Source organism: Helicobacter sp. MIT 00-7814, from assembly GCF_003364115.1.
Taxonomy (GTDB): Bacteria; Campylobacterota; Campylobacteria; order Campylobacterales; family Helicobacteraceae; genus Helicobacter_F.
Genome location: NZ_NXLL01000006.1, coordinates 18,132 through 43,555, shown reverse-complemented (window position 1 = coordinate 43,555; position 25,424 = coordinate 18,132). Strand labels below are relative to the sequence as shown.

At 42.3% G+C, this 25,424-nt stretch carries 24 protein-coding genes; 8 read left to right on the top strand and 16 right to left on the bottom strand.

Annotated features, from left to right (window positions below):
• Positions 1 to 13: 13 nt before the first annotated feature.
• From CQA49_RS02935 to CQA49_RS02925, 3 genes are all read right to left on the bottom strand, one after another.
• Positions 14 to 1,534 (bottom strand): TolC family protein, encoded by a 1,521-nt coding sequence (locus tag CQA49_RS02935; protein ID WP_181882593.1) that lies wholly within the window; start codon positions 1,532 to 1,534, stop codon positions 14 to 16.
• Between the two features lie 228 nt (positions 1,535 to 1,762).
• Positions 1,763 to 4,882: an efflux RND transporter permease subunit gene (locus tag CQA49_RS02930; protein ID WP_181882592.1), complete on the bottom strand. Its 3,120-nt coding sequence runs from the start codon at positions 4,880 to 4,882 to the stop codon at positions 1,763 to 1,765.
• Between the two features lie 11 nt (positions 4,883 to 4,893).
• Positions 4,894 to 6,018: an efflux RND transporter periplasmic adaptor subunit gene (locus CQA49_RS02925; RefSeq protein ID WP_115574473.1), complete on the bottom strand. Its 1,125-nt coding sequence runs from the start codon at positions 6,016 to 6,018 to the stop codon at positions 4,894 to 4,896.
• A gap of 230 nt (positions 6,019 to 6,248) precedes the next feature.
• Here CQA49_RS02925 and gatB point away from each other — a divergent pair, with 230 nt between their 5' ends.
• Positions 6,249 to 7,667 carry an Asp-tRNA(Asn)/Glu-tRNA(Gln) amidotransferase subunit GatB gene (gene gatB / locus CQA49_RS02920; protein WP_115574514.1) on the top strand — a complete coding sequence of 473 codons (1,419 nt, stop codon included), beginning with the start codon at positions 6,249 to 6,251 and terminating at the stop codon, positions 7,665 to 7,667.
• Positions 7,668 to 7,719: 52 nt separating this feature from the next.
• On the opposite strand, the gene CQA49_RS02915 is transcribed toward gatB, so the two are convergent.
• From CQA49_RS02915 to CQA49_RS02880, 8 genes are read right to left on the bottom strand one after another with little or no spacing between them, the layout of a single operon-like run.
• Positions 7,720 to 8,232, bottom strand: coding sequence for a hypothetical protein (locus CQA49_RS02915; protein WP_115574472.1), 513 nt, complete (start codon positions 8,230 to 8,232; stop codon positions 7,720 to 7,722).
• Between the two features lie 14 nt (positions 8,233 to 8,246).
• On the bottom strand, positions 8,247 to 8,624 hold the full coding sequence (locus tag CQA49_RS02910; protein ID WP_115574471.1) for a hypothetical protein: 378 nt from the start codon (positions 8,622 to 8,624) through the stop codon (positions 8,247 to 8,249).
• An 18-nt stretch (positions 8,625 to 8,642) separates the two neighbouring features.
• The gene (locus CQA49_RS02905; RefSeq protein ID WP_115574470.1) at positions 8,643 to 10,019 is read right to left on the bottom strand and encodes an FAD-linked oxidase C-terminal domain-containing protein; all 1,377 of its coding nucleotides are present in this window, start codon (positions 10,017 to 10,019) and stop codon (positions 8,643 to 8,645) included.
• Positions 10,020 to 10,029: 10 nt separating this feature from the next.
• Positions 10,030 to 11,055, bottom strand: coding sequence for a hypothetical protein (locus tag CQA49_RS02900; RefSeq protein ID WP_115574469.1), 1,026 nt, complete (start codon positions 11,053 to 11,055; stop codon positions 10,030 to 10,032).
• Positions 11,045 to 11,452 (bottom strand): RNA polymerase-binding protein DksA, encoded by a 408-nt coding sequence (gene dksA, locus CQA49_RS02895; protein WP_115574468.1) that lies wholly within the window; start codon positions 11,450 to 11,452, stop codon positions 11,045 to 11,047. The genes CQA49_RS02900 and dksA overlap by 11 nt, the downstream gene beginning before the upstream one ends.
• A 36-nt stretch (positions 11,453 to 11,488) precedes the next feature.
• Complete coding sequence (locus CQA49_RS02890; RefSeq protein WP_258864168.1) at positions 11,489 to 11,896, bottom strand: 23S rRNA (pseudouridine(1915)-N(3))-methyltransferase RlmH; 408 nt, start codon at positions 11,894 to 11,896, stop codon at positions 11,489 to 11,491.
• Positions 11,897 to 11,921: 25 nt separating this feature from the next.
• A complete protein-coding gene (gene accD / locus CQA49_RS02885) occupies positions 11,922 to 12,785 on the bottom strand; it encodes an acetyl-CoA carboxylase, carboxyltransferase subunit beta (RefSeq protein WP_115574466.1) in 864 nt (287 codons plus the stop codon).
• 30 nt (positions 12,786 to 12,815) lie between these two features.
• Positions 12,816 to 13,613 (bottom strand): inositol monophosphatase family protein, encoded by a 798-nt coding sequence (locus CQA49_RS02880; RefSeq protein ID WP_115574465.1) that lies wholly within the window; start codon positions 13,611 to 13,613, stop codon positions 12,816 to 12,818.
• Between the two features lie 72 nt (positions 13,614 to 13,685).
• Here CQA49_RS02880 and recO point away from each other — a divergent pair, with 72 nt between their 5' ends.
• Entirely contained in the window at positions 13,686 to 14,300 is a 615-nt protein-coding gene (gene recO, locus CQA49_RS02875; protein ID WP_115574464.1) for a recombination protein RecO, read from the top strand.
• Between the two features lie 8 nt (positions 14,301 to 14,308).
• Here recO and CQA49_RS02870 read toward each other — a convergent pair whose 3' ends face one another.
• Positions 14,309 to 14,911, bottom strand: a complete 603-nt coding sequence (locus CQA49_RS02870; protein WP_115574463.1) for a phospholipase D-like domain-containing protein — start codon at positions 14,909 to 14,911, stop codon at positions 14,309 to 14,311.
• A gap of 79 nt (positions 14,912 to 14,990) precedes the next feature.
• Here CQA49_RS02870 and CQA49_RS02865 point away from each other — a divergent pair, with 79 nt between their 5' ends.
• The 6 genes from CQA49_RS02865 to CQA49_RS02840 all read left to right on the top strand — a co-directional run bounded on the left by CQA49_RS02865 (position 14,991) and on the right by CQA49_RS02840 (position 21,297).
• Positions 14,991 to 17,501 carry a hypothetical protein gene (locus tag CQA49_RS02865; RefSeq protein ID WP_115574462.1) on the top strand — a complete coding sequence of 837 codons (2,511 nt, stop codon included), beginning with the start codon at positions 14,991 to 14,993 and terminating at the stop codon, positions 17,499 to 17,501.
• Entirely contained in the window at positions 17,494 to 18,129 is a 636-nt protein-coding gene (gene gmk / locus CQA49_RS02860) for a guanylate kinase (RefSeq protein ID WP_115574461.1), read from the top strand. Before CQA49_RS02865 ends, gmk begins: the two co-directional genes overlap by 8 nt.
• A gap of 75 nt (positions 18,130 to 18,204) precedes the next feature.
• Positions 18,205 to 18,444 carry a twin-arginine translocase TatA/TatE family subunit gene (locus tag CQA49_RS02855; protein WP_115574460.1) on the top strand — a complete coding sequence of 80 codons (240 nt, stop codon included), beginning with the start codon at positions 18,205 to 18,207 and terminating at the stop codon, positions 18,442 to 18,444.
• The gene (gene argS, locus CQA49_RS02850) at positions 18,444 to 20,078 is read left to right on the top strand and encodes an arginine--tRNA ligase (protein ID WP_115574459.1); all 1,635 of its coding nucleotides are present in this window, start codon (positions 18,444 to 18,446) and stop codon (positions 20,076 to 20,078) included. The genes CQA49_RS02855 and argS overlap by 1 nt, the downstream gene beginning before the upstream one ends.
• A 29-nt stretch (positions 20,079 to 20,107) precedes the next feature.
• Positions 20,108 to 20,941, top strand: coding sequence for an AzlC family ABC transporter permease (locus CQA49_RS02845; RefSeq protein ID WP_115574458.1), 834 nt, complete (start codon positions 20,108 to 20,110; stop codon positions 20,939 to 20,941).
• Positions 20,942 to 20,943: 2 nt separating this feature from the next.
• Positions 20,944 to 21,297 (top strand): branched-chain amino acid transporter permease, encoded by a 354-nt coding sequence (locus tag CQA49_RS02840; RefSeq protein ID WP_115574457.1) that lies wholly within the window; start codon positions 20,944 to 20,946, stop codon positions 21,295 to 21,297.
• Here CQA49_RS02840 and CQA49_RS02835 read toward each other — a convergent pair.
• Genes CQA49_RS02835 through CQA49_RS02820 form a run of 4 tightly spaced genes read right to left on the bottom strand, consistent with a single transcriptional unit; the run spans position 21,294 to position 25,375 of the window.
• Positions 21,294 to 22,319 carry an ABC transporter permease gene (locus tag CQA49_RS02835; protein WP_115574513.1) on the bottom strand — a complete coding sequence of 342 codons (1,026 nt, stop codon included), beginning with the start codon at positions 22,317 to 22,319 and terminating at the stop codon, positions 21,294 to 21,296. The genes CQA49_RS02840 and CQA49_RS02835 overlap by 4 nt on opposite strands.
• A gap of 22 nt (positions 22,320 to 22,341) precedes the next feature.
• A complete protein-coding gene (locus CQA49_RS02830; protein ID WP_115574456.1) occupies positions 22,342 to 23,892 on the bottom strand; it encodes an AAA family ATPase in 1,551 nt (516 codons plus the stop codon).
• A complete protein-coding gene (locus tag CQA49_RS02825) occupies positions 23,889 to 24,746 on the bottom strand; it encodes an NAD(+)/NADH kinase (protein WP_115574455.1) in 858 nt (285 codons plus the stop codon). The genes CQA49_RS02830 and CQA49_RS02825 overlap by 4 nt, the downstream gene beginning before the upstream one ends.
• A 29-nt stretch (positions 24,747 to 24,775) precedes the next feature.
• Entirely contained in the window at positions 24,776 to 25,375 is a 600-nt protein-coding gene (locus tag CQA49_RS02820) for a hypothetical protein (protein ID WP_115574454.1), read from the bottom strand.
• Positions 25,376 to 25,424: the final 49 nt, after the last annotated feature.

The window sequence follows — 25,424 nt, the reverse complement described above, 5'->3', positions numbered from 1 at the left end:
TCTTGCTCCTTTTCTAAAGGTTGAGTGATTGTTTGATTTTATAGATTTGCATGATAAGCTCGATTCTTTGGTAATTGTATTCAAGTTGCAATGCATTTAGCTTATTTATGTCTGTCAGCAAGTCATTAGCGCTCAAAGTGCCATTTTGGAAGCGCGATTTGGAGCTTGCTAGAATCTTTTCTTGCAAGTTGATGATTTTTTGGCTTTCTTGCATTTGCGCGTGCAGCGCACTTGCACTTTTTATCTCGCTGGAGAGCTTGATGCGGGCATTTAGTAGAAATTCATCCCTTTGGGCTTTTAGCTGTAGTTCCTGTGCGCGATAGATTTGATTTTGCTGGCGCTTAGAATAGAGGTTGCTAAAATCCCAATTTATCCGCACGCCGGCGATATAGTAGGGCTTAAATTTGTTTTCTAGGATATTTAGGCTCGGATTTGCGTAGCCACCTTGCGCGAAAAGATCAATATAAGGTAGGCTTTTTGTGAGTTCTAGCGATTGTTGGGCTTGTATCTCACTATTTTTATGTAGAAAATAGCGCATTTCTGGGCGCAAGGAGAAGTCAAAATTTTGCAGATTTGCATCAATAGCGCGACTTAGCTCTTTTGCATTTTGAGATTCTATAATGCTTTGAGCGTTTGGGATATTAGCAATTTCTAACAAGTATTTTCGCACATCGTGCGGGATTTGGGGCATTTGGAGCAAAAGGGCGTTTGAGTGAGGATTTTCAAAATTATTAGATTCTGCATTTTGTTTGGAATCTGCATCGCCATTAGAGCTAGAATCTAACCCACTAAGCGCGCTTAGTGTGTGAAGCGCGATGAGATTTTGCGCTTGCAAATACTCTTTGTCGCGCTTAGCTTTTAAAATCTCCATATCGATTTTATCCACATCACTTTGCAAAAGCACGCCATTTTGGTAGCGAGAAAGCGCACTTTGGCGGTTTTTTTCAAGCTCGCTTAGGTGATTGTCTGCTTGCTTTATCTGTTCTTGTGATAAAAGCGCGTTGAAATACGCATTTATCACAGATTCTCGCACGCGATAAAGTTCCGTTTCAAGGCTTGCTTGCGCGCTATTGTAGCTTGCGCGCGTCATTTTTTTGTTTGCGCGCGTAATGCCAGAATCTATGAGCGGCTGGGAAATCTCTAGCATTATTTGATACTGATCGCGTGGCAAGCCTTTGAAGCCATTTGCCTCGGCGAGCTCTGCGATTTGCCCGGGGAAGCGCGTAACATCGCTTTGATAAGTCGCCTTGCCGCTTAGGCGCAAATGCGGCGCGTAGGAAAGGTTGAGCTTAGAAAGATTTAGGCTTAGGGCTTGCTCCAACAGGGCTTTGTTTTTATGTAGCGGATAATGCTTCACACTGCGTGCAATGGCTTCATCAATGCTAAGAATCTGCGCTGTGGCGGGCGTGTTAGCAAAAGTTTGCGCCAAATCTCGCGTGGAAGATTCTTGAGAAATTTGAGAATCCGCAAAGCTAAAGGCTAAAAGCATGAGAAAAATTACACAGGCTTTTTTGTAGGTGGTTGTTTCGCGCAAAATATATCCTTTTTGGTTGGATTCCAAAATAATTTTCATATTATAAAAAAAAAAAAAACTTAAATTTCGCTTAAAATAGGCACAAATTCAATTAATAATTAAAAATTATTATATCTAAAAATGAAATTAAATACAAGTTTTTAAAATTGATTCTTAAAAATAAAAGTGCAAGAGATTACGGAAGTGGCGATTAAGCGGGAACAATCCCGCTTGTATCATTTTGAAGATTTATTTGTGTCTTTTGTGCTTGATCCATTCGCTTAGGCGCGCGAAATAGCTCCAAAAGAGCGGGATAAAGAATGTCGCAATAAAGGTCGCTGCGAGCATTCCACCAATCACACCCGTGCCGATAGCATGCCTACTAGCCGCGCCTGCACCGCTACTAAGCGCAAGTGGCAACACACCGATACTAAAGGCAAGCGAAGTCATCACAATAGGACGGAATCTCAAGCGCGCTGCTTTGATGGCGGCTTCCGCAATGGTTTTGCCTTCATTTTCGCGTATATGCACGGCAAATTCCACAATCAAAATAGCGTTTTTCGCTGCAAGCGCGATAAGCGTCACAAGCCCAACTTGGAAATAAATATCATTGCTTAACCCCCGCAGATAAGTCGCTAGCGCTGCACCAAATACCGCAAAAGGCACCGCTGTAAGCACCGCTAGCGGCATAAGCCATCGCTCATACTGCGCACTTAAGATAAGGAACACAAACACAAGTCCAAAGACAAACGCGAGCGTGCCTGTGCCACTCGCGTTTTTCTCTTGATAAGAAGTGCCGGTATAGGCTATCGTGTAGCCTTCAGGTAAAACCTCTTGCGCCACTTCCTCTAGGGCTTTGAGCGCATCACCGCTAGAAAACCCGGGCTTTGGATCACCCATGAGCTTTGCGCCGGTGAAAAGATTAAACCTATCTATCACATCAACGCCCACAATGCGCTCAAAACTTACAAGCGAGCTAATCGGCACAAGCGCGCCATTTGAAGACTTCACAAAAACTTGACTTAAATCCTCTGGGGATTCTCTAAAATTGCTCTCCGCCTGTACATACACTTTATAAGTGCGCCCATAGAGGTTAAAGTCATTTGCGTAGTAATTCCCAAAAGTGCTTTGCATTGTGGAAAACACATCATCGACATTGACATTAAGCGCCTTTGCCTTGTCTCTATCAAGTGTTATGCGGTATTGCGGGATATTTGCATCAAGCAATGTGCGCGCCATAGAGATTTCTGGGCGCTTGACTAATTCAGAAACAAGCAAATGCGCGTATTTCTCCAAATCCTGTATGCTTCCGCCTGTGCGATCTTGCAAATACGCTTCAAAGCCCCCTGTAAGCGATAATCCCATAATCGCTGGGGGATTTAGCACAAAGCCTATCGCATCAAGCTTTGCATTAAGCGCGCCTGTGAGCATTCCAGCGGTTGTAAAAGAACTATTTGCCTCGCCCTTGCGCTCACTCCAATCCTTAAGCTTTGTAAACATTACCGCGCTACTTGTGCGCTGTGCGGAAGAAAGCATATCATAGCCCGCGATTAGCATAATGGTTTCAACATTTGGATTGCTTCTAATCAAATCCACCGCTTGCATTCCCACATCTGTGGTGCGTGAAAGTGCGCTTGCAGGCGGAAGCTGCAAGAATCCCATAAGCGAGCCTTTATCCTCTGAAGGCACAAGTCCGGTTGGAAGTTTGACTAATAATTCAAAAGTTGCGATTAAAATCGCTGCAAATACGAGCAAATACCACACACCACGCTTGATTGACTTTGCGACATTTTGCGTGAAGTGGTAGCTTAGCCAATCAAAAATTTCATTAAATTTCCTCACAAGAAAAAACGGCTTTGGCTCTTTTGCCTTGAGAATCGATACGCAAAGTGCTGGCGTGAGCGTAAGCGCGACAAAGCCTGAAATCACCACAGAAATAACAATCGTCACAGCAAACTGCTTGTAAATCTCCCCGCTAAAGCCCCCGATAAACGCCACAGGGATAAACACCGAGCTAAGCACAAGCACAATGGCAATCAATGGACTTTGTATCTCATTCATCGCTTCAATTGTGGCTTCTTTCACACTTACCTTTTTTTCATGTAAGATTCTCTCCACATTTTCCACCACGATAATGGCATCATCTACCACAATCCCAATTGCTAAAATAAGCCCAAAGAGCGAAAGAAGGTTGATTGAGAATCCTAGCAAATACATACCCCCAAACGCACCAATGATTGAGACAGGAATTGCAATGACTGGGATAAGTGTCGCGCGGAAATTTTGCAAGAAAAAGTAGATGATAACCACCACAAGCACGATAGCTTCGATGAAAGTTTTTATCACTTCTTTGACAGAGATTGAAATAAACTCCGTTGGATCATACGCCTTTGCAAAATGTAGCCCTTCTGGGAATCTCTTGCTTAGCTCGATCATTTTCTTTTCCACTGCGGTGGAAACTTCTAGCGCATTTGCGCCGGGTTGAGCGAAGATTCCAAAAGCACTTGAGGTTTTGCCATTAAAAGAGGCATTCACACTATAATCTGCCCCGCCTAGCTCAACTCTTGCAATATCTTTCAAACGCAGTGCCGAGCCATCGGGGTTTGAGCGCACAATAATATTTCCAAACTCTTCAGGCTTGATAAAGCGCCCTTGCGTAGTCGCGGAATAAGTAAAGGCGACTTCCTTACGCACCGGCTCTTTACCAAAGCTCCCCACTGCAAATTGCGCGTTTTGCTCTTGGATAACCTTTGTAATTTCTGCTGGGGTAAGGTTGTTTTGTGATAATTTATCCAAATCAAGCCAAACACGCATAGAATAGTCATTTGAGCCAAACGAGCTCACATCTCCAACGCCGGGGATTCTCTTTAAATCATCAACGATATTTATCGACGCATAGTTTGCGATGAAAATCGCATCATGGTTTGGATTATCCGAATACAGCGTATAAACGCCCAAAATTGTAGAGCTACGCTTACGCACGGTAACACCTGTGCGCTGCACTTCTGTAGGAAGTGTCGCAAGCACGCCCTGCACGCGGTTATTGACATTCACCGTTGCCATATCTGGGTTTGTGTCATTGCTAAAAGAAACGCTTATCATCACGCTACCGCTTGAGCTTGAGCTTGATTTGATATAAATCATTCCTTCCACACCATTAATGCTATTTTCTAGCACGTTTGCCACGGTGTTTGCGACGGTTTCTGCGTCTGCGCCATTATAGTTTGCGCTTACCATCACTTCAACAGGCGTGACTTGCGGATATTCCTCTACTGGCAGGGTGAAAATCGAGATAGCACCAACAATTGTGATGATGATAGAAACCACCATCGCAAACACAGGGCGATTGATAAAAAATCGTGAGATCATAATCGCCCTCCTTATAGAGCTTGGCTAGGCTGGGAAGGTTGAGAAGGTAATTGAGTTACATCCATTCCGGGGCGGATTTTGCTTAAGTTTGTTGTGATGATGATATCGCCACTTTTCAAGCCACTAGGGATTAGGATTTCAGCATTCCTAAGAAGCTTGCCTAAAATTACGCTTTGCTTTTTTACTTTGCCATTGTCATAGAGATACACAAAGCTTCCTTCCTTGTCTTGCAAAAGCGCACTTTGTGGAATTGCGATAGAATCTTTGGCTTCAAAACCTTTGAGATTCACACGCACAAGCTCATTTGGCAGAAGTTTAAATTTATCATTTCCTACAATCGCGCGCGCTTTGACTGAAAGCGTTTGAGAATCTAGCACGCTATCGATAAAATCAAGCTTTCCGATTTCCTCATGCACCTTGCCATTTCCTGTCACAACCTCCACGCTTACATTTGCATTATTCAAATCTCTAATGTAATAAAAATCTGTGCTAGGGATTGCAAATTCCGCATAAATGGGGCTTAGCTGGGTTACGGTTGTAAGGACATTGTTATTTCCTTGCCCCACGAGATTCCCAACATCAAGCTGGCGCATTCCTGTCCTGCCTGAAATGCTCGCAACCACATCTGTATAGCCCAAATCCACAAGCGCATCATCGAGGTTTGCCTTTGTGTTTGTGACATTTGCGAGGGCTGCCTGATAGTTATACAATGAAGAATCATAAGTATCCACCGTTATTACACCCTGCTTGTATAAACGCTCTGTGCGCTTCCAATCGCGCGTAGTTTTTGTGAGATTTGCCTCTGCGGCTTGATACTGCGCCTTTGCGCTATTGACTTTGTTTTGATAAGTCGTAGGATCGATTTTAAAGAGCTTATCTCCTTGCTTGACAAAATCTCCTTCTTTGAAGTTTTTTGAAAGCAAGATTCCCTGCACGCGTGCATAAATTTCCACACTTTGGGGGGATTTTAATCTTGCTGGATACTCAAAATTAAGCGCGGTAGTTTGCGCTTGCAAAACCTTTGTCCCCACAGGCAACGCGCCTTTCGCGCCTGCTTGTTGCTTTTCCTCACCACAAGCTAAAAATAACAGCGCAAGCGCGATAACAGCACCTTGTGCCATTCTTAATTTTTTCATTGTCTTACTCCTTAGGTAAAATACTTAAACTTTGTTATCTCTATTAATTTAATTAGGTTGAGATTCTATATTTCCAAAGTAAGGGCGAAGTATAGTATAAAATTGTTACTATAACAATATATTACTATTAAATTTTTGAGATTTTTTCCTTTTCCTAAATTTTAAGGCGCTTTTGCTATACTTGCGCCTTTAAAAGCTTACCTAAAGGATATCAAGTGAGTGCAAATACTATGTTTGAAACCATCATTGGCTTAGAAGTGCATGTACAGCTAAACACGCGCACTAAGATTTTTTGCTCCTGTGCGACGAGCTTTGGCGATGAGCCAAATAAAAATGTCTGCCCAACTTGTTTGGGGCTTCCGGGCGCATTGCCTGTGCTCAATCGCGAAGCAGTGAAAAAGGCAATCTCTTTTGGCACCGCGATAGATGCACAAATCAACCAAAACTCCATATTTGCGCGCAAAAACTACTTCTACCCCGACTTGCCAAAAGCCTACCAAATCAGCCAATACGAAATCCCAATCGTTGGGCGCGGAAACATAGAAATCGAGCTAGAAAATGGCAGTAAAACAATCGGCGTCACGCGCGCACACCTCGAAGAAGACGCGGGCAAAAATATCCATGAGGGCAATGTCTCAAAAGTGGATTTAAACCGCGCTTGCACGCCATTGCTTGAGATTGTCAGCGAGCCGGATATGCGAGATTCTAGCGAGGCGGTGGCGTATCTTAAAAAGTTGCATTCTATCGTGCGCTTTTTGGGAATAAGTGACGCAAATATGCAAGAAGGGAGCTTCCGCTGTGATGCGAATGTCTCTATCCGCCCAAAAGGCGATACTAAGCTTTATACGCGCGTGGAGATAAAGAATCTAAACTCTTTTAAATTTATCCAAAAAGCCATAGAATACGAAGTTGCGCGCCAAATAGAAGCATGGGAAGATGGTAAATATGAGCGCGAAGTCGTGCAGGAAACGCGCCTTTTTGACACTGCAAAAGGTGAGACGCGATCTATGCGTGGCAAGGAAGAGGCGGCGGATTATCGCTATTTCCCGGATCCGGATTTGTTACCGGTGTTTATTGATGAAGCATTGATGAGTGAGGGCAGGCAGATTCCAGAAATGCCAGATGCTAAATGCGCGCGCTATGTGGCGGACTTTGGGCTAAGCGAGGCGCAGGCAAAGGTGCTAATAAGCCAGCTAGAGCTCACGCAGTTTTTTGAAAGCATGCTAGAATTTGGCGCAAGCGCAAAAGGAGCGCAAAATTGGCTTACAAACGAGCTTTTGGGGCGATTAAAGGGTGAAAATACCTTGCAAACTTGCGGGATAGATTCTAAAACCTTAGCCACGCTTGTTTTGCGTGTAGAATCTAGCAAAATAAGTGGCAAAAGTGCTAAGGAAATTTTAGATGTGCTAGTGGAGCAAAAAGGTGGCGATGTGGATTCTCTCATAGAATCTATGGGGCTAGCGCAGGTAAATGATGATGGCGCAATTATTAGCGCGATAGAATCCATCATCGCGGCAAATGCTGATAAAGTCGCGGAATACAAAAGTGGGAAAGACAAGCTTTTTGGATTCTTTGTCGGGCAAGTGATGAAGAGTGCCAAAGGTGCAAATCCCGCGCGTGTAAATGAGCTACTCAAAGAGCGACTATAAATAGATAAAATAGGCAAATCTCTTTAGTTTAGCTTCATTTAGGATTGCAAAGCTACTTGCAATCCTTGCAGTATTTTTTGACTATGCGCTCTATCTCATCGTGGTATTCTTTGGATTCATAAAAGGACAAACACCATGCTAAAAGCGGAGGGGTTTCTAGCATTTCTTTAAGTCGGGCTTCTGTTACGATGTTTTTGTATGATTCTACTGATTTTCTCCTATAATCTATGACATAGTTTTCAACTTCCTCTTTTATCCTTTTTCCTTTATCTGTTGTGATGCAACGATCATCTTTCCATTTTCTAGATTCTATATCTCTTAAATGTTTCTGAAAATAATTCATTTCATCCTCTTTCCTTGAATCCAAATCAAAATATCTAAGACAGACGCCAAACCCATAGTCTTTCATCGTCTTTACCATATGCACTCTAGCAAAATTTAGATCTTGAGAAAACTGCTTGCTACTAAGATATGATGAACTGCTCTTGTCATCATAATCCAAACATTCCTCCGCACATAAGCACATAGAAACCCCCAGCAAAACTAGCAATGCAAGATGCTTCATGCAATCTCCTTTTTTCACTTAGCGTATTTGCCCTTCCTTCGTATCATATCTTCATACTCTTCAGAATTATACATATCCAAACAAGCTACAAAATACCATTTTTCAGGGTAGCGTTCTGGGTGTTTGAAGTTTGGCATATAGCGATCAATATTAGCATGGATAAATTTAGGAATTCTTTCAAAATCATCTGGGTCAGTAAAGTCGATTGAATTAAAAGCCTTAGAAGCGTCTGCTATTTCGCTTGGCAAGTCTTTGTAAAATGTTTTTACACAAAGAGCAAATCCAAGATTTTTCTTATTCATAAAAGTCCTCTCCTTCCAATAATCATCGTCCCAATCATCGCCAAAAAGCAAAGAACAAACCAAAACCGCCAAAATCGCAAGCTTTTTCATAGAATCTCCTTTAGATTTTTATAATCCCATTTTGCCCGGATTTAAAATATTATTTGGATCAAAGGCGCGCTTGAGACTTCTAAAAAGCTCCATTTCCGCTTCGCTAAAAGCTAGGTGCATAAATGGCGCTTTTGAAAGCCCAATGCCATGCTCGCCACTAAGTGTGCCTTCCAGCTCCACTGCGAGCTTAAAAATCTCCGTTATCGCCTCATGTCCTTTTTCTAAATCTTTCAAATCCGCCACCATCACATTTGTATGCACATTGCCATCGCCGGTATGTCCAAAACATGGAATCTTAAAGCCATATTTTTCACTCACTTTTCCTATTCCTTCAAGCAATTCAGGCAATCGCGCGCGCGGAACGGTGATATCTTCGTTTAGCTTTTTTTTGCCATAGATTGTGATACTTTGGCTCACATTACGCCGTGCAAACCACAAGTCCTCTTCTTCTTGCTCGTTTTGAGCGATTTTAAATTCTTTGCAACCATTTTCTTTAAACTTCGATTCTAGCGCGCTTAGTTGATAATTAATCACTTCTGGCAAATCGCCATCAACCTGCGTGATAAGTATCGCACCAGCATTAATAGGCAATCCTTTATGAAATCGCTCCTCCACCGCACGGATACTAAGATTATCCAAAAACTCCATCGCCACCGGGCTAAGCCCGCTTGCCATGCTTTTATACACCGCATTCATCGCGTCATTTATGCTATCAAAAATCCCCATGGCTGAACGCTTAAATTTTGGCTTGGCAATAAGCTTTAAAGTAAGCTCTGTAAGCACCGCTAGCGTGCCTTCGCTGGCAATCAGCGTACCTACTATGTTATAGCCTGCGACATCTTTTATCGTCTTTTTGCCCGCGCGGATTATCTCGCCATTTGGTAACACCGCGCGCAATGCCATTACATAGTCTTTGGTGATTCCATATTTTGCAGCGCGCATACCACCGGCATTTTCGCTTACATTGCCCCCAAGTGTGCTATAGTCTTGACTTGCAGGATCTGGCGGATAGAAAAGCCCGCGTTTTTCGACTTCGTTTTGAAAGAGTTTATTCACCACGCCGGGTTGCACGCGCGCGATAAGGTTTTTTTCATCAATTTCTAGAATCTTATTGAAATATTTTTCCATCGCCAAAATTATCCCGCCATTTGCAGGCAGCGCGCCACCGGTAAAGCCACTTCCCGCACCGCGTGGGATAATGGCGATTTTATGTTCATTGCAATATTTGAGAATCGCGCTTACTTCCTTTTCATCTTGCGGATACACCACCGCATCAGGCTCGTAGCGCTCGCGCGTAGCGTCATAGCAATACGCGATTAAATGCGCCTTGTCATTGTGGCAGTCTTCCTTGCCTACGATATTTTGCAGGGCTGAAAAATGTTTAGATTCTAGCATCGCGCTTCCTTTAGCTAAACTGATTAAAAAAGATATCAAGCCCGTAGCGACGCTTTGAGGTATCGCGCAAGTCCAAATACGCATCAATAAAGCGCAGTTCGTCCTTGCCATGCAGTGCCCTGCGCTCGCGCACTTTATCAATCATTTCTAGTTCTAGCATGACATAAAAAAGCGCGATTTCTGCTTTCTCATCGCTATTTGCAAGATTTTCAAAAAGCTTATACCAAGAATCTGGCTCTAAAATCCCCTTTGCGCTTTTTGCAAGATTGAGATAATCGCTTTGCGTAAAGCCCACTTGTTGCAAGCTTTTTGCCAAAAAATCTGTGCTAAATGCGTCTTTTTCGCGCATAAAAGCTTCGATTAAAGATTCTTTCATGCAAGGCTCTAGCTTGATTTCATAAGAAAATAATTTTTCTAGCTCTTTTTTATCCCCGAGTTTGAGAATCTCCTTAATCGCAAAATCCCTTAACTCCTTTGGTTCAGCCTTTGTAAGCACACTAAAGGCAAATTTTTTATCCTCTTTGATTTTGTTTTTGTTATTTTGTATGCTAAATTTATTTTCCTTATCAAGGCTGTAGGCTTTCAAATCCACATTTTTGCCACTCATCACATTTTTATAATCTTCAAAAAGTTTGTCAATCTTTGGCTCAAAGCATTCCTTAGAATCTAAGCGCGGTTTGAGATAAAAGCGCGCGAGAATCTTAGAAATACTTGCGATATTAGCGTTTTTATAGACTTTGTTTTCAATCGGCTTGTTGAGTGCTTGGGAATTTATCTGTGATAAAAGCTTGTCAAAATCGCTTTTTGTCTGATAAGAGCGCACAAGCTCAAGCGCAAAGCTCGCGCCAAAAAGCACCAGCGTGCAAATAAAGAAAATAAATATAAGCAAAATCAGCCACAGCGCGATTGGCAGGGTGATTTCATTATGAAAATGTGGCACTATAAAGCTATAACTTCCCAAATCTAAGCTATAGGCATAAATGCCAAGCAGAAAGCAAAAAATGGCGCTAAAAGCCATGTAGTATTTAAATTTCATCAAATTCCTTTGTGTTTGAACCCTTCGTTTTTAGATTCTTAAATTTATCCTGCAAATGCTGAGTTTTCTCAAAGTATTCGCGACATTGGATACAATATTTTGCGTGAGGCTTGATTTTTAAACGCTCGATGCTAATCTCCTCATCGCACATCTCGCAGATTCCATAGGTTTTGTTTTTGATTTTTTCTAAGGAATGCTCGATTTCTTGTATCTCTTTTTTCTGCAGCTCCATAATGGAAATCGTCTTATTCCCATGTGCGCTCGCTGCGACTACATCACCATCGTCACTAAAATGCGAATTATTCCACTCACGCAAAATCTCATTTTTTTCAAACAATGAATCCTCAAGCTTTTTCTTTCTTTCTTTCAACAAATTCTCAAAAAACGCGTAATCCATGAAACTTTCCAAACCTCCATTAAAACAAGATGAACGCTACTTATGATAGGGGTGCTTTGCCAAAATGCTAAGTGCGCGATAAATCTGCTCACACAGCACAAGCTTTGCGATTTTATGACTAAGTGTGAGCGGGCTTAAGGAGAGGGTTTTAAGCTTTTGTAAAAAAGCTTCTTCAAAGCCATACGCCCCGCCGATAAAAAAATTTACTTCTTGTTTGTTTTCAAAAGTTTGTGCAAATTGAAAAGAATCTAGCATTTTTGCCTGCGGGTGCAGGGCGATATTTTGCGCGTGGGGTTTGATAAATGGGCTTAGCGCGTTGGTGTAAGATTCCCTTGCTTTTTGCGCGGAGATTTTTTGCGCCTTAGCAATGGCAGGCGTGAAAATATCAATCACGCTAAGTTTTGCGCCAAAGCCTTGAATTTTCATTCCAAAGTCCCTAACCATCGCTTCAATCTCGGAATCTGCCCGACTAATACAATATAGGTTGCACTTCATTTTTTTGCGTCAAAAACTTGCAAAGATCAAAAAGCGTTTTTTTCAAATCCTTGCGCTCTACAACCATATCAATAAGTCCGTGTTCGAGCAAAAATTCCGCTGTTTGGAATCCTTGCGGTAAATCCGCGCCAATAGTTTGCTTAATCACACGCGGTCCAGCAAAGCCGATAATCGCACCCGGCTCCGCGATGATGATATCACCCAAAAATGCAAAACTCGCGCTCACGCCACCAAATGTAGGATCTGAAAGCACAGAGATAAAAGGAAGTTTGGCTTCGCTTAGCTTGTTAAGCGCGGCGGAGGTTTTTGCCATTTGCATAAGAGAGAAGGTGGATTCTTGCATGCGCGCGCCACCGCTTGTAGAGCAGATGATAAGCGGTTGGCGTGAGGTGATGGCGCGATTTATCGCACGCACGATTTTTTCGCCCTCAACTGATCCTAAAGAGCCACCCATAAAATCAAAATCAAACACCACCAACTGCACGCCTAAGCCATTTATAAATGCCTCTCCAGCGATGACTGAACTTGCTCTGCCTGTTTTTGCCTCGCCTTCTTGAATGCGCTTTTTGTAGCTTTTTTTATCGACAAATTCTAGTGGATCAATCGGGCGCAATTCTTTATCAAACTCTTTGAAACTATCGCATAAAAGTCCGATACGCTCGCTTGCAGAGATTCTGAAGTGGTAATTGCATTTGGGGCAGACATGAGATTGTGAAAAAATCTCTTTGTAATACATGAGCGCCCCGCAACTTGGGCATTTTATCCAATGTGATGGCGCATCGGAATTTTGGGCTCGTGGCTCAGTTTTTTTTGTTTTAAAAAAATCGCTAAATGACATTACAAATCCTTACTAAAGCCCTAAAAAGCCTTAAATTTGCTGTTGATTTAAAAGCTGCGTGATAATAGCAAAAGTTTGCTTATCTTTGCTTATAAGTAGAGAATCTTGCGTATGTGAAATATACAAATCTCTACACAAAAACAATCCCGCCTTGCAATCATATTCCCTAATCGTGCCTAAAAACAGCATAAATTTTACCTTATGCGCGAGGCTAAGAGAAAGCGCACTCGCACCTAGCGAGCGGAATTTTAAGCCATTTTCTTTTAACTTTAGCGCAAAAAGTGGATTTGAGTAGGCTTTCTCAAACACGCCACATTTTGGGGATTGTGTATCACATTTAAGAATCTTTTGTGCGCATTCAGGCGCATTTAGCGGGATTTCCCAAGTGGATTCTAAATTACCAAAAAGCATTGTTTGGGTGCAAAAATTTATAATCGCTGCTTCTTTGACTTCTCTTTTTCCATCACAAAGTGCCAAAGATGCGCCATAGTAGGGAATATGTGAAAGAAAATTGTCACTCCCATCAAGGGGATCAAGCACCAAAATATCACTGCTCCCACCTTGCATAAAGCCACTTTCTTCAGAATCTATACTGCATAAAGGCAAAAATGCGCGCTTAAAAATCTCTTCACTCATCAAATCCGCGCCTATGCTAATATCCCCGCCATTGCCCCTTGTGCCTTTGGTGAAAAGTGCCTGCTCTTTTGTATTTAGCTTTGTGATAATTTCTTTGCTAGCATTTATGCAAGATTCAAAAAATGGACTTTGAAATGGACTTTGAATCTGCTTTGGAATCTGGCTTTTTGTGGGCTTTGAAAGATTTTTCATACCAAACCTTGAGAATAAATTTTAGGCATTGTAAAATACTTTTTATAAAATCTTACTTTTTTAAAGGCGCGTATGCAGGGCTATATACTCAAAATCACTCCAGCTAAAAATGAAGATGTGGTGTTAAAGATTCTCACACCTTCGCACCTTAGCAGTTTTTATCGATTCTATGGGGCGCGACATAGCACGATCGCACTTGGTTATAAAATCGACTTCGAGCAAAAAATAGAGGGCGTGTATCTCCCACAAGCGCGCAATATTTTGCATTTGGCGCATTCATGGGAGAGGGAATATGAGCGCGTGTTTATTTGGCAGAAATTTATTCAGCTTTTAGAGCGCCACTTGTATGAAGTCTCTGAAATAGAGGCGTTTTATTATGAGCTTTTGCAAAAAAGTGCAAGAAAGCTTGAGCGACAAAATCCACTGCGCGCGCTTTTAGAATCTTATGCGCAGCTTTTGTCCTTTGAAGGGCGTTTGAGAGAAGAAGATAAATGCTTTGTGTGCGAAGAGGCGCTAGATTCTGAAATTACGCTTGGCAGGGCGTTTTTATTTGCACATACAAAATGCGTGCAGGGCGCTAGGTTTAATAAGCAAAAAATCTTAAGATTTTTGCAGCAAGCAAGCACGATTGAGCTGGAAGATAGCGAGGTGGAAAAACTCTGGCAGATTCTATGTCTTGGGTTTTAATTTTAGCTTCAAAACATTTGGCATTTTTGCGCCATTAGGGCAAATGTGCGCTGTGCTTTTGCCACAAACTCCGTGTTGTCGCTAAAAAGCAAGGTTTCGTAATTGTATTCAAACGCGCTTTTGCTCCAATTTGCCGAGCCTAAAACAAGAAGTCTAGAATCCACAATTGCCATTTTTTGGTGCATTATGCCTTTGTATTTGCCTGCATCAAGCCCTTCTAAAAGGCAGACTGAGATATTTTTGTATTTTGCTAGATAGCCAATTGTAGAGGTTTTGTTTTTAGCATTTGAGTCTTTATCATAAATGATTGCTACCTTTACCCCGCGTGCAGCCGCGTCTTTGAGCGCTTTAGCGATTTCTTTATTTGTGAAGCTATAGATTGAAACTTGTATGCTTTGCTTTGCGCTTTTAAAGCTAGAGAGTAGCGCATTTAGGGCTTGTTTTTGCTCAAAAGGCATGAAAAAAAGTTGCTCGTTATTTTGGGTGCTTGCTATTTTTTTAACTTGCGCTATGTTTTGAGAATCCACCTTTTTAGTAAAATTTACAGCTAAATTTGGCGCGCATACAAAAATCGCGCTAAAAATCACCACTCTAAAAAACTTTCCAAACATTGCGTTCCTTTTTTACTAAAAAATTAAAAGCACTTTAGCTATAATACACAAAATGCTTTAAGAAAAAGGTTAGCCAAATATGAAAATACTCTTCATCAATACCAACCAAATAGTCCAAAAGCTCGTTGAGGTTACCGCACAGAAGGCGAATGTAGAGCTTGTCAGCGTGAGCGAGGCAAAGCAGGTAGGCGATATGGAGCAATATGACTATATTATCGCTGATGATGATTGCTATAATTTGGAAAAAGAGCAGTTTGATGCGCTTATCAAAGGGCGTCGCGCGTGCTTGATTTACTCCAAGCGCGATGGTATGCCAAGTGGTTTTAGCGAGTATATAAAAAAGCCTTTTATCCCAACGCATGTGCTAGATATTATTTTGCAAGAAATAGCGAAATTGCAGACAAAAGAGCATTTCAACGCGCCAAAACAAGAAGCGCAAGAGCAAACGCCACAAGAGCCACAAGAGCAAGAGACATCAAATAAAGAGATGCAAGAAAGTGAAAGCGCACAAACTCAAGAATCTAGCGCGCAAACTCAAGAATCCCAAGAATCTAGCGAGCCTTTAAGCGATCTTTCCGCGCTTTCAAAAGAGCTCAACCTCGAAACCACAGAATCACACGAGTCTAGCGAGGATAACGAGGAGAAAAGCGAAAAAATTGACACGCAGGATTTATTAGGTGATTTGGATTTAGAAGTGCCTGATGACAAGGAGTTGGACGAGCTTAGCTCATTGCAAACCCCAGATCCTGAAACGCCTGAAAAAGATGAGAAAGAAAAAGTCAGCTTAGATTCTATTGATTTTAGCGAAGATGAGCGCCATGAAGGTAGTCCGATGGAGGATTTAGACGCGTTGCTTGCGCATGTAGATGGGCTTGATGAAGTTACGCTTGATAATGAGCAAAGCGCGCAAGAGACACAAAGCGAGCAAGATTCTGCACAAGATGAAGCTAAAGAGGAGAGCAAAGATAAGGCGCAACAAGAAACGCAAGATGAAGCGCAAAATGAAGCAATGGACGCACAAGAAGATTCTAAGGATTTAGAATCTGCGCCAGCACAAGAGGACGCACAAGAGGAAAACACGCAAGCAAGCGCAGAGAGCGTAGAATCTGATGAAATAAATTTAGAGGATTTGGATTTAGGGCTTGATGATATTTTAGAGGATAACAAGGATTTGGGGGATTTGCAAGAGGCGATAAGTTTAGACACGCGAGAAAATGAGCCAGAAAATAATTTAGAAAGCAACTTGGAAGATCATTTAGAAAATAATTTAGAAGCGCCAGAAACTAACGCAACGCAAGAAACAGCGCAACAAGAAAACTCGGATAAAGAGAACTTAGACTTAGAAAACTTAGAAGAGGTAGATTCTGCACCTGCGCAATCGCCGCAAGTGCTAGATTCCGCGCAGTTGAGTGAAGTAAGCGATTTACTCCATGAGATTGAAAGCCCAAGCAAAACAGCGCAGCCACAAGATAGCGCGCAAAGTGATGGCGCAGATGAAAGCCACGAGAGCGTGCAAGAGCCACAAGGCGCGCAAGATGAAAATTTAGAATCTTTGGATCTCGGGTTAGAGGATATTAACCTTGATGATTTGGAAATCCCAACTGACGCGCTTGAGGACAACAAAGAGCTTGATACGCATGAGTTTGGCGATTTGGAATTAGGCGAGGATTTGGGCATGGCAAGCTTAAATGATCTTAAAGCCGAGCTAGAGGATTCTAAAGATCCCAAAGAAGCTAGCGACTTGGCAGAATCTGCAGAATCTAACGAGGCATTTTTCGCACAAGATGAGAATCAAGCGCAATCCACCCAAACAAGTGAAAATGAAGCCGATGAAAATGAGATAAGTGATGGGAGTGATGAGGGCAAAGCTGATGATGAGGGCAAAATAGAATCTTTAGACGAGCAAAGCGCGCAAGATTCTGAAATTTCTGAAATCGATACGACTTCGCTGGGCGATTTGGACACAGCAGAAATCCAATCGCTTGAAAACGAGAATTTAGAGGTGAGCGATGCCCTGCCTGATGAGCTTGCGCCACATTTGGAAAATACCGCGCAAGAGGAGCAACCACACGAGCAAAACGATGATTTAGCGGATTTGGAAAGCTTAGGGGATTTGGATATGCAAAGCGCGCAAGAGGAAAGTAAAGAGGAAGGTAAAGAAGCGTTAGGCGAAAGCCAAGAGACGCCACATGAACAAGAAGCGCAAGAATCTAAGGAAGCTAAAGAGGAAGATTCTAAAGCCTCACAAATTAGCCAAGAGTCTATAGAATCTGCGCCAGAATCCACGCAAGATTTTCAATCTCTAAGCGAAAATGAAGTGCGTCAAGCTTTGGGCGAAGCGATTGATGAAAGCGCAGAGGTGCAAAATTTAGAAAATGCGCAAACAGATTCTAAAGATATGCAAATTGATGAAATCACGCTTCCTAAGGATTTACAAACTCATCAAAATGCACTTCAAGAAATTAGCGATTCTCTTAATAAAACCATCTCTCAAAGCCTGCAAAATATCCAAAGTAGCGAGACTAAAGAGCTTTTAAATGGCTTAGAAGTGACGATAAATATTAGCTTTAAGGACAAGCATAATGACTGATAAAAAAACCACAACGCCCCCACAGCAAGTAAATGGCGCGCTTTTAATCATCTCTGGTCCTAGTGGCTGTGGGAAAAGCACGCTTACAAATGAAATCCTAAAAATGCCAAATGTGTATTTCTCTATCTCCACCACCACACGCCCAAAGCGCGATGGTGAAGTCGATGGCGTGCATTATCACTTCGTGGATAAGGAAGCGTTTTTAGCGCAAGTCAAAGAGGGGAAGTTCTTAGAATGGGCACAGGTGCATAATAACTACTATGGCACGGCGCTAGAGCCTATTATGAATGCGCTAGATTCTGGGAAGTTGGTGATTTTTGATGTCGATGTGCAGGGGCATAGGGATATAAAGCAGTATTTTGGAGGAAGCGCGAAGTCCGTGTTTATCACCACAAAAAATAAGGAGATTCTCAAAAATCGCCTGCAAAAGCGCCAAACTGATGACGCGCAAACGATAGAATTCCGCCTTATGCAGGCGTTTAACGAAATGCAACATTTGCAAAATTTTGATTATCTCATTATTAATGATGACATTAAAAGCGCCACACAAGCCATTGTCAGCATTGCTACAAGCCTTTTGTATCGTAACACAAATCAAAATGATGAGTTATTGAAAAATTGGAATTAAATTGTGGCTTTTTTGTTATAATGGCGCACTTTTAGCAATTTAGCAAGCTCACAAATCACACACAAAGGAGAGGAAATGACACCACCAAGCGTTTGGCAAGTAGTTATAATCTTAGTTATAGTTTTATTACTTTTTGGAGGGAAGAAGATCCCAGAATTAATGAAAGGCTTAGGAAGTGGCGTAAAAAACTTCAAAAAAGCCATCAAAGAAGATGAGGAGCAGGACGCGGTGCAAAATACCACCGAAAAAATCGCTCAAAACGAGCAACAACCAAAACCAACCAAAACCACGACAGAATCTAAAAAAGAAGACTAATGCATCAGCATATCAAGGCGCTTTGTGAGAATCTGCTTTTCACAAAGATTCTCTCCCCGCTCGGGCTTGAGCCTATTTCCTTACCACTTGAACGCCCAAAGCAAAAAAACCTCGGACATTTTGCCACGCCCATTGCCTTTTTGCTTGCAAAACCTTTGCGCAAAGCCCCAAATGCCATCGCTAGCGAACTTATAGAGATTTTTTCACCATGTGAGGAGTTTGGCAAAGTTGAGGCGCTTAATGGCTATATTAATTTTACCTTGAGTGAAAAATTTTTAGATTCTCTTTGTGAAAAGGCGCTTAAAAACGCCTATTTTATCCCGCATGCGCCAAAGACAGAATCTATTTTACTTGAATTTGTTAGCGCTAATCCCACAGGTCCGCTTCACATAGGGCACGCAAGGGGTGCGATTTATGGCGATAGCTTGAAGCGCATTGGGGAGTTTTTGGGCTATAAGATTGTGAGCGAATACTATATAAATGACGCGGGCGCGCAGATTGAGGTGCTGGGGCTTTCTGTGTTTTTGGCTGGAAATGAGCTTTTAGGCAGGGAAGTGAACTACCCAGAGCAGTATTACAAAGGGCTTTATATCGTGGATATTGCAAAGCTAGCACTTGAAAAATTTGGCGCAAGTATTTTTGAAAATAAAGAATCTATTGCGCGCCTAAGCGAGTTTGCTAAGGATTTGATGCTTGAAGAGATTAAAGAAAACTTGCAAGAGCTAAATATAAGTTTTGATAATTTTGTGAGTGAAAAGGCGCTGTTTTCGCGCTGGGATAGCACTTTGCAAAAATTAGTACAAAATGGTGGCGTGGAAGTAAAGGAAGGCAAAACTTGGCTTTTATCCTCGCAAAAAGGCGATGAAAAGGATCGCGTCATCGTGCGTGAGAGTGGCGAGCCTACTTATTTGGCGGGTGATATTATTTATCACAATGATAAATTTGAGCGCAATTTTTCGCGTTATATCAATATTTGGGGCGCGGATCATCACGGCTATATCCCGCGTGTGAAGGCAGCCATCGAGTTTCTGGGTTATGATAGCGCGCGCTTAGAAGTGCTACTTTCGCAAATGGTGGCTTTGAGTAAAAACGGGCAAAATTACAAAATGAGCAAGCGCGCGGGGAATTTTATCTTGCTGAAAGATGTTGTGGCTGACATTGGCGCGGAGGCGTTGCGCTTTGTGTTTTTGACTAAGCGCGTGGATACGCATTTAGAATTTGATGTTGATACGCTTAGTGCGCAGGATTCTAGCAATCCGATTTTTTATATCAATTATGCAAACGCCAGAATCCACACGCTCATCGAAAAAAGCGGGCTTGATAGAAAAGAGATTAGCAGCGCAAAAGGCGCGTATGAATCTTTAGAGCAAAGCTTAAAAGAGGATTTGCTTTTCTTGCAATTCCACGCGCTAGGAATCCATCAAGTGCTAGAATCCGCGTTTAAAGAACGAGAGATTCAAAAAATATGCGAGTATCTTAAGAATCTCGCAAGTGATTTGCATAGTTTTTACAACACACATACGATTTTGCAGCACCCACAAAGCGCGCTTATCCTAAAAACCTTGCTTGTGGTGAGTGAAAGCATTACGCTTGGTTTAGGGCTTATTGGCATACGCGCAAAGACAAAAATGTAAATATCTTTGAAAGAACTTGGATTTCCGCCTTGCAAAGTCGTTGGCAGATTTTTAAAAGTGCTTTTTTGGCGAGCCTGCCTATTATGCTTGGCTATGTGCTTATGGGCGGGGCGTTTGGCATTATGCTTGATGAAAAGGGCTACGGCGCGCTGTGTGCGTTTTTTATGGGCGTGTTTATTTATGCGGGCGTGATGCAGTTTGCTGCAGTTGAGCTTTTGGCACAAGGGCTTGATTTTATTGCGCTTGTGGTGCTGGCATTTGTCATCAATGCGCGCCATATTTTTTATGGTATTAGCATGCTTGGGGCATTTAGCAAATATAAAGGCTTTAAAAAATTTTATATGATTTTTTCACTCACTGATGAAACCTTTGCCTTACTTAATCTTAAAAATCCAAAGCACGCAGATTCTCTCAAAAAACCTCTGCAAACTTTAGAATCTACAAGCCCACAATGCACGCAAGATTTGCAAGATTCTAAAACAGCATTAGAAGATTCACAAACCCCAGCAGATTCTGAAAATGCTCTTTATTGCTTTTTTATCGCGCTACTTAATCAGATTTATTGGATTATTGGCTGTGTGGGCGGGAGCTTGAGCGCGACACTTTTGCATAAAAATGGCATTAGCACGCAAGGCGTGGAGTTTGTGATGAGCGCGGTGTTTCTTGTGATTTTCTTAGAGCAGTTTAAGACGCATAAATGGCTAGGCATGGTTGGCATCGCTATAGGTGCGCTTAGTTTGTGGATTTTTGGGGCGGATTCATTTTTATTGCCAGCGATTTTTATTGGCATTGCTTTGGCGCTAATTTATAAGAATCTACCTAAGAATCTAACGCAAACCTTTTATAAAGCAAAAAGGAAATAAGCATGCAGATTGATAGCCCTTTGGCACTTGGCGCATTTATCTTGGCTTTGGCGCTTGGGACTTTTGCCACGCGCGCATTGCCTTTTGTGCTTTTTGCCAAAAAGATTCCAAATTTCGTGCTTTATCTTGGCAGGCTCGCCCCGCCGATGATTATTGGAATCTTGCTTGTGTTTTGTTTCAAAGACATTCTTACTTTAAGCGCGCTTTCTCACTTGCCACTAAAAGAAATCATCGCAAGTAGCGTTGTCATTGTGCTTTTTTTACTCACCAAATTTTCATTCCTCGCAATCCTCTGTGGCACGGGCGTATATATGTTTTTAACCCAAAGCAAGTTGCTAGAGACAATGATTTCTTAAGCTTCTTTTGCTATATTTTGCATTCTCACATCAAAGGCATCTCTCACGCCTTCACCGATAAATACAAGGATAGAAAGCAAGATTGAAAGTATCACAAATGCGCTGATTCCAAGGTGTGGCGCGGTGAGATTATTTTTGCCCTGTGCTAGGATCTCGCCCAAACTCGCACTTTGCGCACCCACGCCAAAGCCCAAAAAATCAAGACTGCCAAGCGCGATAATCCCGCTCGCGCACACAAAAGGGATATAAGTAATGCTTGAAATCATCGCATTTGGCAAAATATGCTTCCACATAATGCGCCAATCGCTTAGCCCCAGAGTTTTTGCTGCCTTGACATACTCAAGATTGCGCCCTTTTAAAAATTCCGCCCTCACAACGCTTGAAAGGCTGATCCACGAAAACGCCAGCACAATAAGCAGAATCCACCAAAAATTTGGGCTCAAAATATTTGAAATGATAACAATCACAAACAAAATAGGAATGGAGTTCCACACCTCAATAACGCGCTGTCCGAGCAAATCCACAAACCCGCCATAATAGCCCTGCAACGCACCTACAAAAATCCCAACCACCGCGCTAAAAAAGGTTAGAATGAGCCCAAAAGCAATCGAAGTGCGTAGTCCATAGAGGATACGCGCAGCCACATCGCGCGATTTATCATCAGTGCCTAGATAATGCGTAGAATCTGGTGGCGTGGGAAAAGGCTCGTTTAAATCAAAATTAATACTCTCAAAGCTATACGGAATGGGCGCGCGGATAACAAGAGAATCCTTTAGCAAAGTGTCTTTGACATAAGAATCTAAATAATTTGTATAGCTTTCAAAATCCCCGCCAAAGGTGGTTTCTGGATAGTCAAAGAAAAGCGGAAAATAGGCTTTGTGATTGTGATAAATAAAAAGTGGCTTGTCATTTGCTAAAAAAGGCGCAAGGAGACTCACAACAAACAAAAGCCCAAAAATCCACAGCGAAATATACGCCCTTTTGTTGCGTTTAAACTTCTGCCATCGCGTCATCGCCGTCATTGCTATCTCAAATTTGACAAAATCACAAAACCCCGCTTTTGGCAAGTGCGTTTTTGGCAAATTCTAGCGCTTCCTTGCTGATTTCCGCGCCACTAATCATACGCGCGATTTCATTAATGCGCCCCTGCGTATCAAGGAGCTTCACTTCGCTTTTTTCGCCATCTTTATACACAAGGTAATGATTATCCGCAAGCGTTGGCATATGTGGCTGATGAGAGATTGCAAAGATTTGATAAGCGCGTGAAAGGCGTTTGAGGATTTTTGCCACACCTTCACTTTCCTGCCCGCTTAGGTTTGCGTCAATCTCATCAAGCACAAGCACGCCAGCACGCGGACTAATGCTCACATCAATGCACAAAAGCGCCAAACGCAGGCGATTGTATTCCCCTGAGCTCAAAGTCTGAATCTGCGAGTTTCCTAAAGTCGTCATAACTTCATCACTTCCGCTAGAATCTAGGCTTTTTTCCTGCAAATTCATCTCCAGCGGTTTTAAGCGCAATTCCTCGCAAGTGCTTGAAAGCTCTTTGCAAAATTGTGGCAAAGCCTTTGCGCGGTTTTGGTGCAATTGCGTGCTTTGCTCTTGCAGGCGCGTTTGCAGGCTTGCAATTTTAGATTCTAATTCTTTTTTGTCAAAATCCATATTTTCATAAGAATGTAGCTTTTCCTGCTGTTCCTTGCACACCTCAAGCGCGCGCTCTATGCTTCCATAGCGCCGTGTAAGCTCGCTAAGCGCGCTAATGCGCTCCAAAATCTTTTCCGCGTCAAGCTCTTCTAGGCTTTGTAATTGCTGTTGTTTAGAATCTAGCAGCGCTTCAAGCTCATTTAGCCCATCAAAAAACGCCTCGCATTTGCACTCGCTTGCTTGCAAAAAGCTATCCACACAGCTAAGATTTTCTAGCGCTAGGCGCACTTGCTGGATAGAATCTGTGATTTTTTCTTGCTTTGAAAGCGTTTTTTTAAGCTCTAAAAGCTCGTCTAGCTCACCAACTTTTGGCGCGATGGAGGTGATTTTTTCCACTTCAAAGCGCGCGATTTCTTTGAGCGTTTCGATTTGGGACTGATTAGATTCTAATGTAAGAAGGGATTTTTTTGCGCTTTCAAGCGCGCTAAAATCACTTTTCACAGATTCTAAAATTTCACTATGTTTGGGATTTTTTAGCGCGATAAAAGAATCTAAAATCTTTAAAATATTTTGCGCGCTCACATCGCTTTCCCCACGCGCGCTAATATGCTTCCCAAAGCCCGCGACTAGCTCGCTTAGGCGCTTTTTTGAGCTTGATTGATGGTTGATAAAATAACGCACTTTTTCTTTTTTTAAAATGCTTAGCACGATTTGAGAATCTTCTTCCAAAATCCCATAGTCTGCTAAATCAATTTCAAGCGCTTCAAGAGAGAGGTTAATCTCAATCAAATCCGCATTTGAATCTTTAATACCAAACATCGCAAGCAAAGATTCCATAAAAACAGATTTCCCGCTTCCACTCGCCCCACTAAAGACATTAAAGCCCTTAAAAAGGTGCAATTCTAGGAGTTTGAAAGCGGGCGAATTATTAATCAAAATACGCGTAATCATAGCTCGCCCCATTTGAATTTTTCGCGTAAGACTTGAAAATAATTGCGCGCTTTTGGGTAGATGAGATATGCGCACTGCGCGGATTCTTGAATGCAGATTCTATCTTTTGGCAAAATATCGATATTTTCCTGCCCATCGATGATAAGAAGCGCGGATTCTTTAACGCTAAATTCTAAGCGCATAGAGCTATCGATAATAAGCGGGCGTTGCGTGAGGGAATGCGGCGCGACTGGAGTTAGCAAAATATTTTTTGAATACGGATACACCACCGAGCCACCCGCAGAGATATTATACGCAGTTGAGCCTGTAGGCGTGCCGATGATAAGAGAATCGCAAAAGTAGGTATTAAAGCTGTAGTCCTCAATCTTTGCTTCAATGTCAATGAGCCCTGAAAGGCTTTGTTTTGAGATAAGAAACTCATTGAGCGCGTGAAAAGTGCAGTAAGGTGCGCCTTCACGGATAATGCTGCATTCTAGCATCAAATGCTCTTTTATCTCATAGTGTGCGTTTTTGAGCTCTAAAATAAAAGATTCCAACTCATTTGGCATAGTCGCGGTTAAAAATCCCAAACGCCCTGTATTTATCCCAACGCACGCGATATTTTTCCCATGCGCGCGACGCACCATCGCTATGAGCGTGCCATCACCACCGATGGAAAGCAAAATATCACTCCACGCCACCAGTGTGCTAAACTCCACGCCCCTAAAGCCAATCATCGCGCCACTTATGGAATCTAACTTTAGCTCAATATCATGCGCGCCAAATTTTGCCTGCATTTCCTCAAAAGTGCTTTTCAAATCCGGCGTAGATGGGCGCAGAAAAACACCAATTTTTCTGATAGGCTTAGGCGTCATGGGGCTTTTTGACCTTAGCTAATTTTGCGTTATTTTTTGGTAGCGACATAATAGGCTTTGACAACAAAGCCCCTTTTGCTCGGCAATTGCTGTGAAAGCCCCTCAAAAACCGCGACATTTGGTGCAATTTTGCGCGCTAGCAAAATCGCCTCTTTTGCGCGAAAGCTCGCTAAGCCCTCTTGTTTAAGCTCGGCATTATTCCCACTATAGGGGTTTGTATCCACAATGCCAGAAATCTCAATCGCAACGATTTTCTTATCCTCTAGCACTTTTTTGAGGCGCTCGGTGAGGTTGTCTTGACATTGTTTATTAAGATTCCATTTGCCGAGTTTTAGGCTGTGGCATTGACTTACAAGCTCTTCTTTTGGCTTAATTATATAGCCTAAATTTAGCGCCACACTATCTTGTTCTGCTTGCAAGGCTTTGGTTTGCGCTTCTAAGCGTTTAATTTGTGCATCTTTGGCGTCAAGTTCAGATTGAAATTTTGAATATCCACCGCTGTGATTTTCGCCCAAATCCACACTTTGCAAGCCGATGATAATGTAATACACAAGCCCCAAAATAAGCAACAACACAAGCGCACCCAGCGCCAAATACAACCCTAACTTACTTTTTTTCTTTTGTTCCATCAGCGATCCTTTGGTTGGAAATGTTAAGAAAGATTTAGGCGCGATTATA

Coding starts and splice junctions, on each gene's coding strand:
- CQA49_RS02910 (WP_115574471.1), bottom strand. CDS start 8,624: ATGAAAAAGCTTGCGATTTTGGCGGTTTTGGTTTGTTCTTTGCTTTTT.
- CQA49_RS02930 (WP_181882592.1), bottom strand. CDS start 4,882: ATGATCTCACGATTTTTTATCAATCGCCCTGTGTTTGCGATGGTGGTT.
- CQA49_RS02900 (WP_115574469.1), bottom strand. CDS start 11,055: ATGAAATTTAAATACTACATGGCTTTTAGCGCCATTTTTTGCTTTCTG.
- gatB (WP_115574514.1), top strand. CDS start 6,249: ATGTTTGAAACCATCATTGGCTTAGAAGTGCATGTACAGCTAAACACG.
- CQA49_RS02870 (WP_115574463.1), bottom strand. CDS start 14,911: ATGTTTGGAAAGTTTTTTAGAGTGGTGATTTTTAGCGCGATTTTTGTA.
- dksA (WP_115574468.1), bottom strand. CDS start 11,452: ATGGATTACGCGTTTTTTGAGAATTTGTTGAAAGAAAGAAAGAAAAAG.
- CQA49_RS02890 (WP_258864168.1), bottom strand. CDS start 11,896: ATGGTTAGGGACTTTGGAATGAAAATTCAAGGCTTTGGCGCAAAACTT.
- CQA49_RS02865 (WP_115574462.1), top strand. CDS start 14,991: ATGAAAATACTCTTCATCAATACCAACCAAATAGTCCAAAAGCTCGTT.
- CQA49_RS02830 (WP_115574456.1), bottom strand. CDS start 23,892: ATGATTACGCGTATTTTGATTAATAATTCGCCCGCTTTCAAACTCCTA.
- recO (WP_115574464.1), top strand. CDS start 13,686: ATGCAGGGCTATATACTCAAAATCACTCCAGCTAAAAATGAAGATGTG.
- CQA49_RS02880 (WP_115574465.1), bottom strand. CDS start 13,613: ATGAAAAATCTTTCAAAGCCCACAAAAAGCCAGATTCCAAAGCAGATT.
- argS (WP_115574459.1), top strand. CDS start 18,444: ATGCATCAGCATATCAAGGCGCTTTGTGAGAATCTGCTTTTCACAAAG.
- CQA49_RS02905 (WP_115574470.1), bottom strand. CDS start 10,019: ATGCTAGAATCTAAACATTTTTCAGCCCTGCAAAATATCGTAGGCAAG.
- CQA49_RS02840 (WP_115574457.1), top strand. CDS start 20,944: ATGCAGATTGATAGCCCTTTGGCACTTGGCGCATTTATCTTGGCTTTG.
- CQA49_RS02925 (WP_115574473.1), bottom strand. CDS start 6,018: ATGAAAAAATTAAGAATGGCACAAGGTGCTGTTATCGCGCTTGCGCTG.
- CQA49_RS02835 (WP_115574513.1), bottom strand. CDS start 22,319: ATGACGGCGATGACGCGATGGCAGAAGTTTAAACGCAACAAAAGGGCG.
- accD (WP_115574466.1), bottom strand. CDS start 12,785: ATGTCATTTAGCGATTTTTTTAAAACAAAAAAAACTGAGCCACGAGCC.
- gmk (WP_115574461.1), top strand. CDS start 17,494: ATGACTGATAAAAAAACCACAACGCCCCCACAGCAAGTAAATGGCGCG.
- CQA49_RS02825 (WP_115574455.1), bottom strand. CDS start 24,746: ATGACGCCTAAGCCTATCAGAAAAATTGGTGTTTTTCTGCGCCCATCT.
- CQA49_RS02820 (WP_115574454.1), bottom strand. CDS start 25,375: ATGGAACAAAAGAAAAAAAGTAAGTTAGGGTTGTATTTGGCGCTGGGT.
- CQA49_RS02855 (WP_115574460.1), top strand. CDS start 18,205: ATGACACCACCAAGCGTTTGGCAAGTAGTTATAATCTTAGTTATAGTT.
- CQA49_RS02915 (WP_115574472.1), bottom strand. CDS start 8,232: ATGAAGCATCTTGCATTGCTAGTTTTGCTGGGGGTTTCTATGTGCTTA.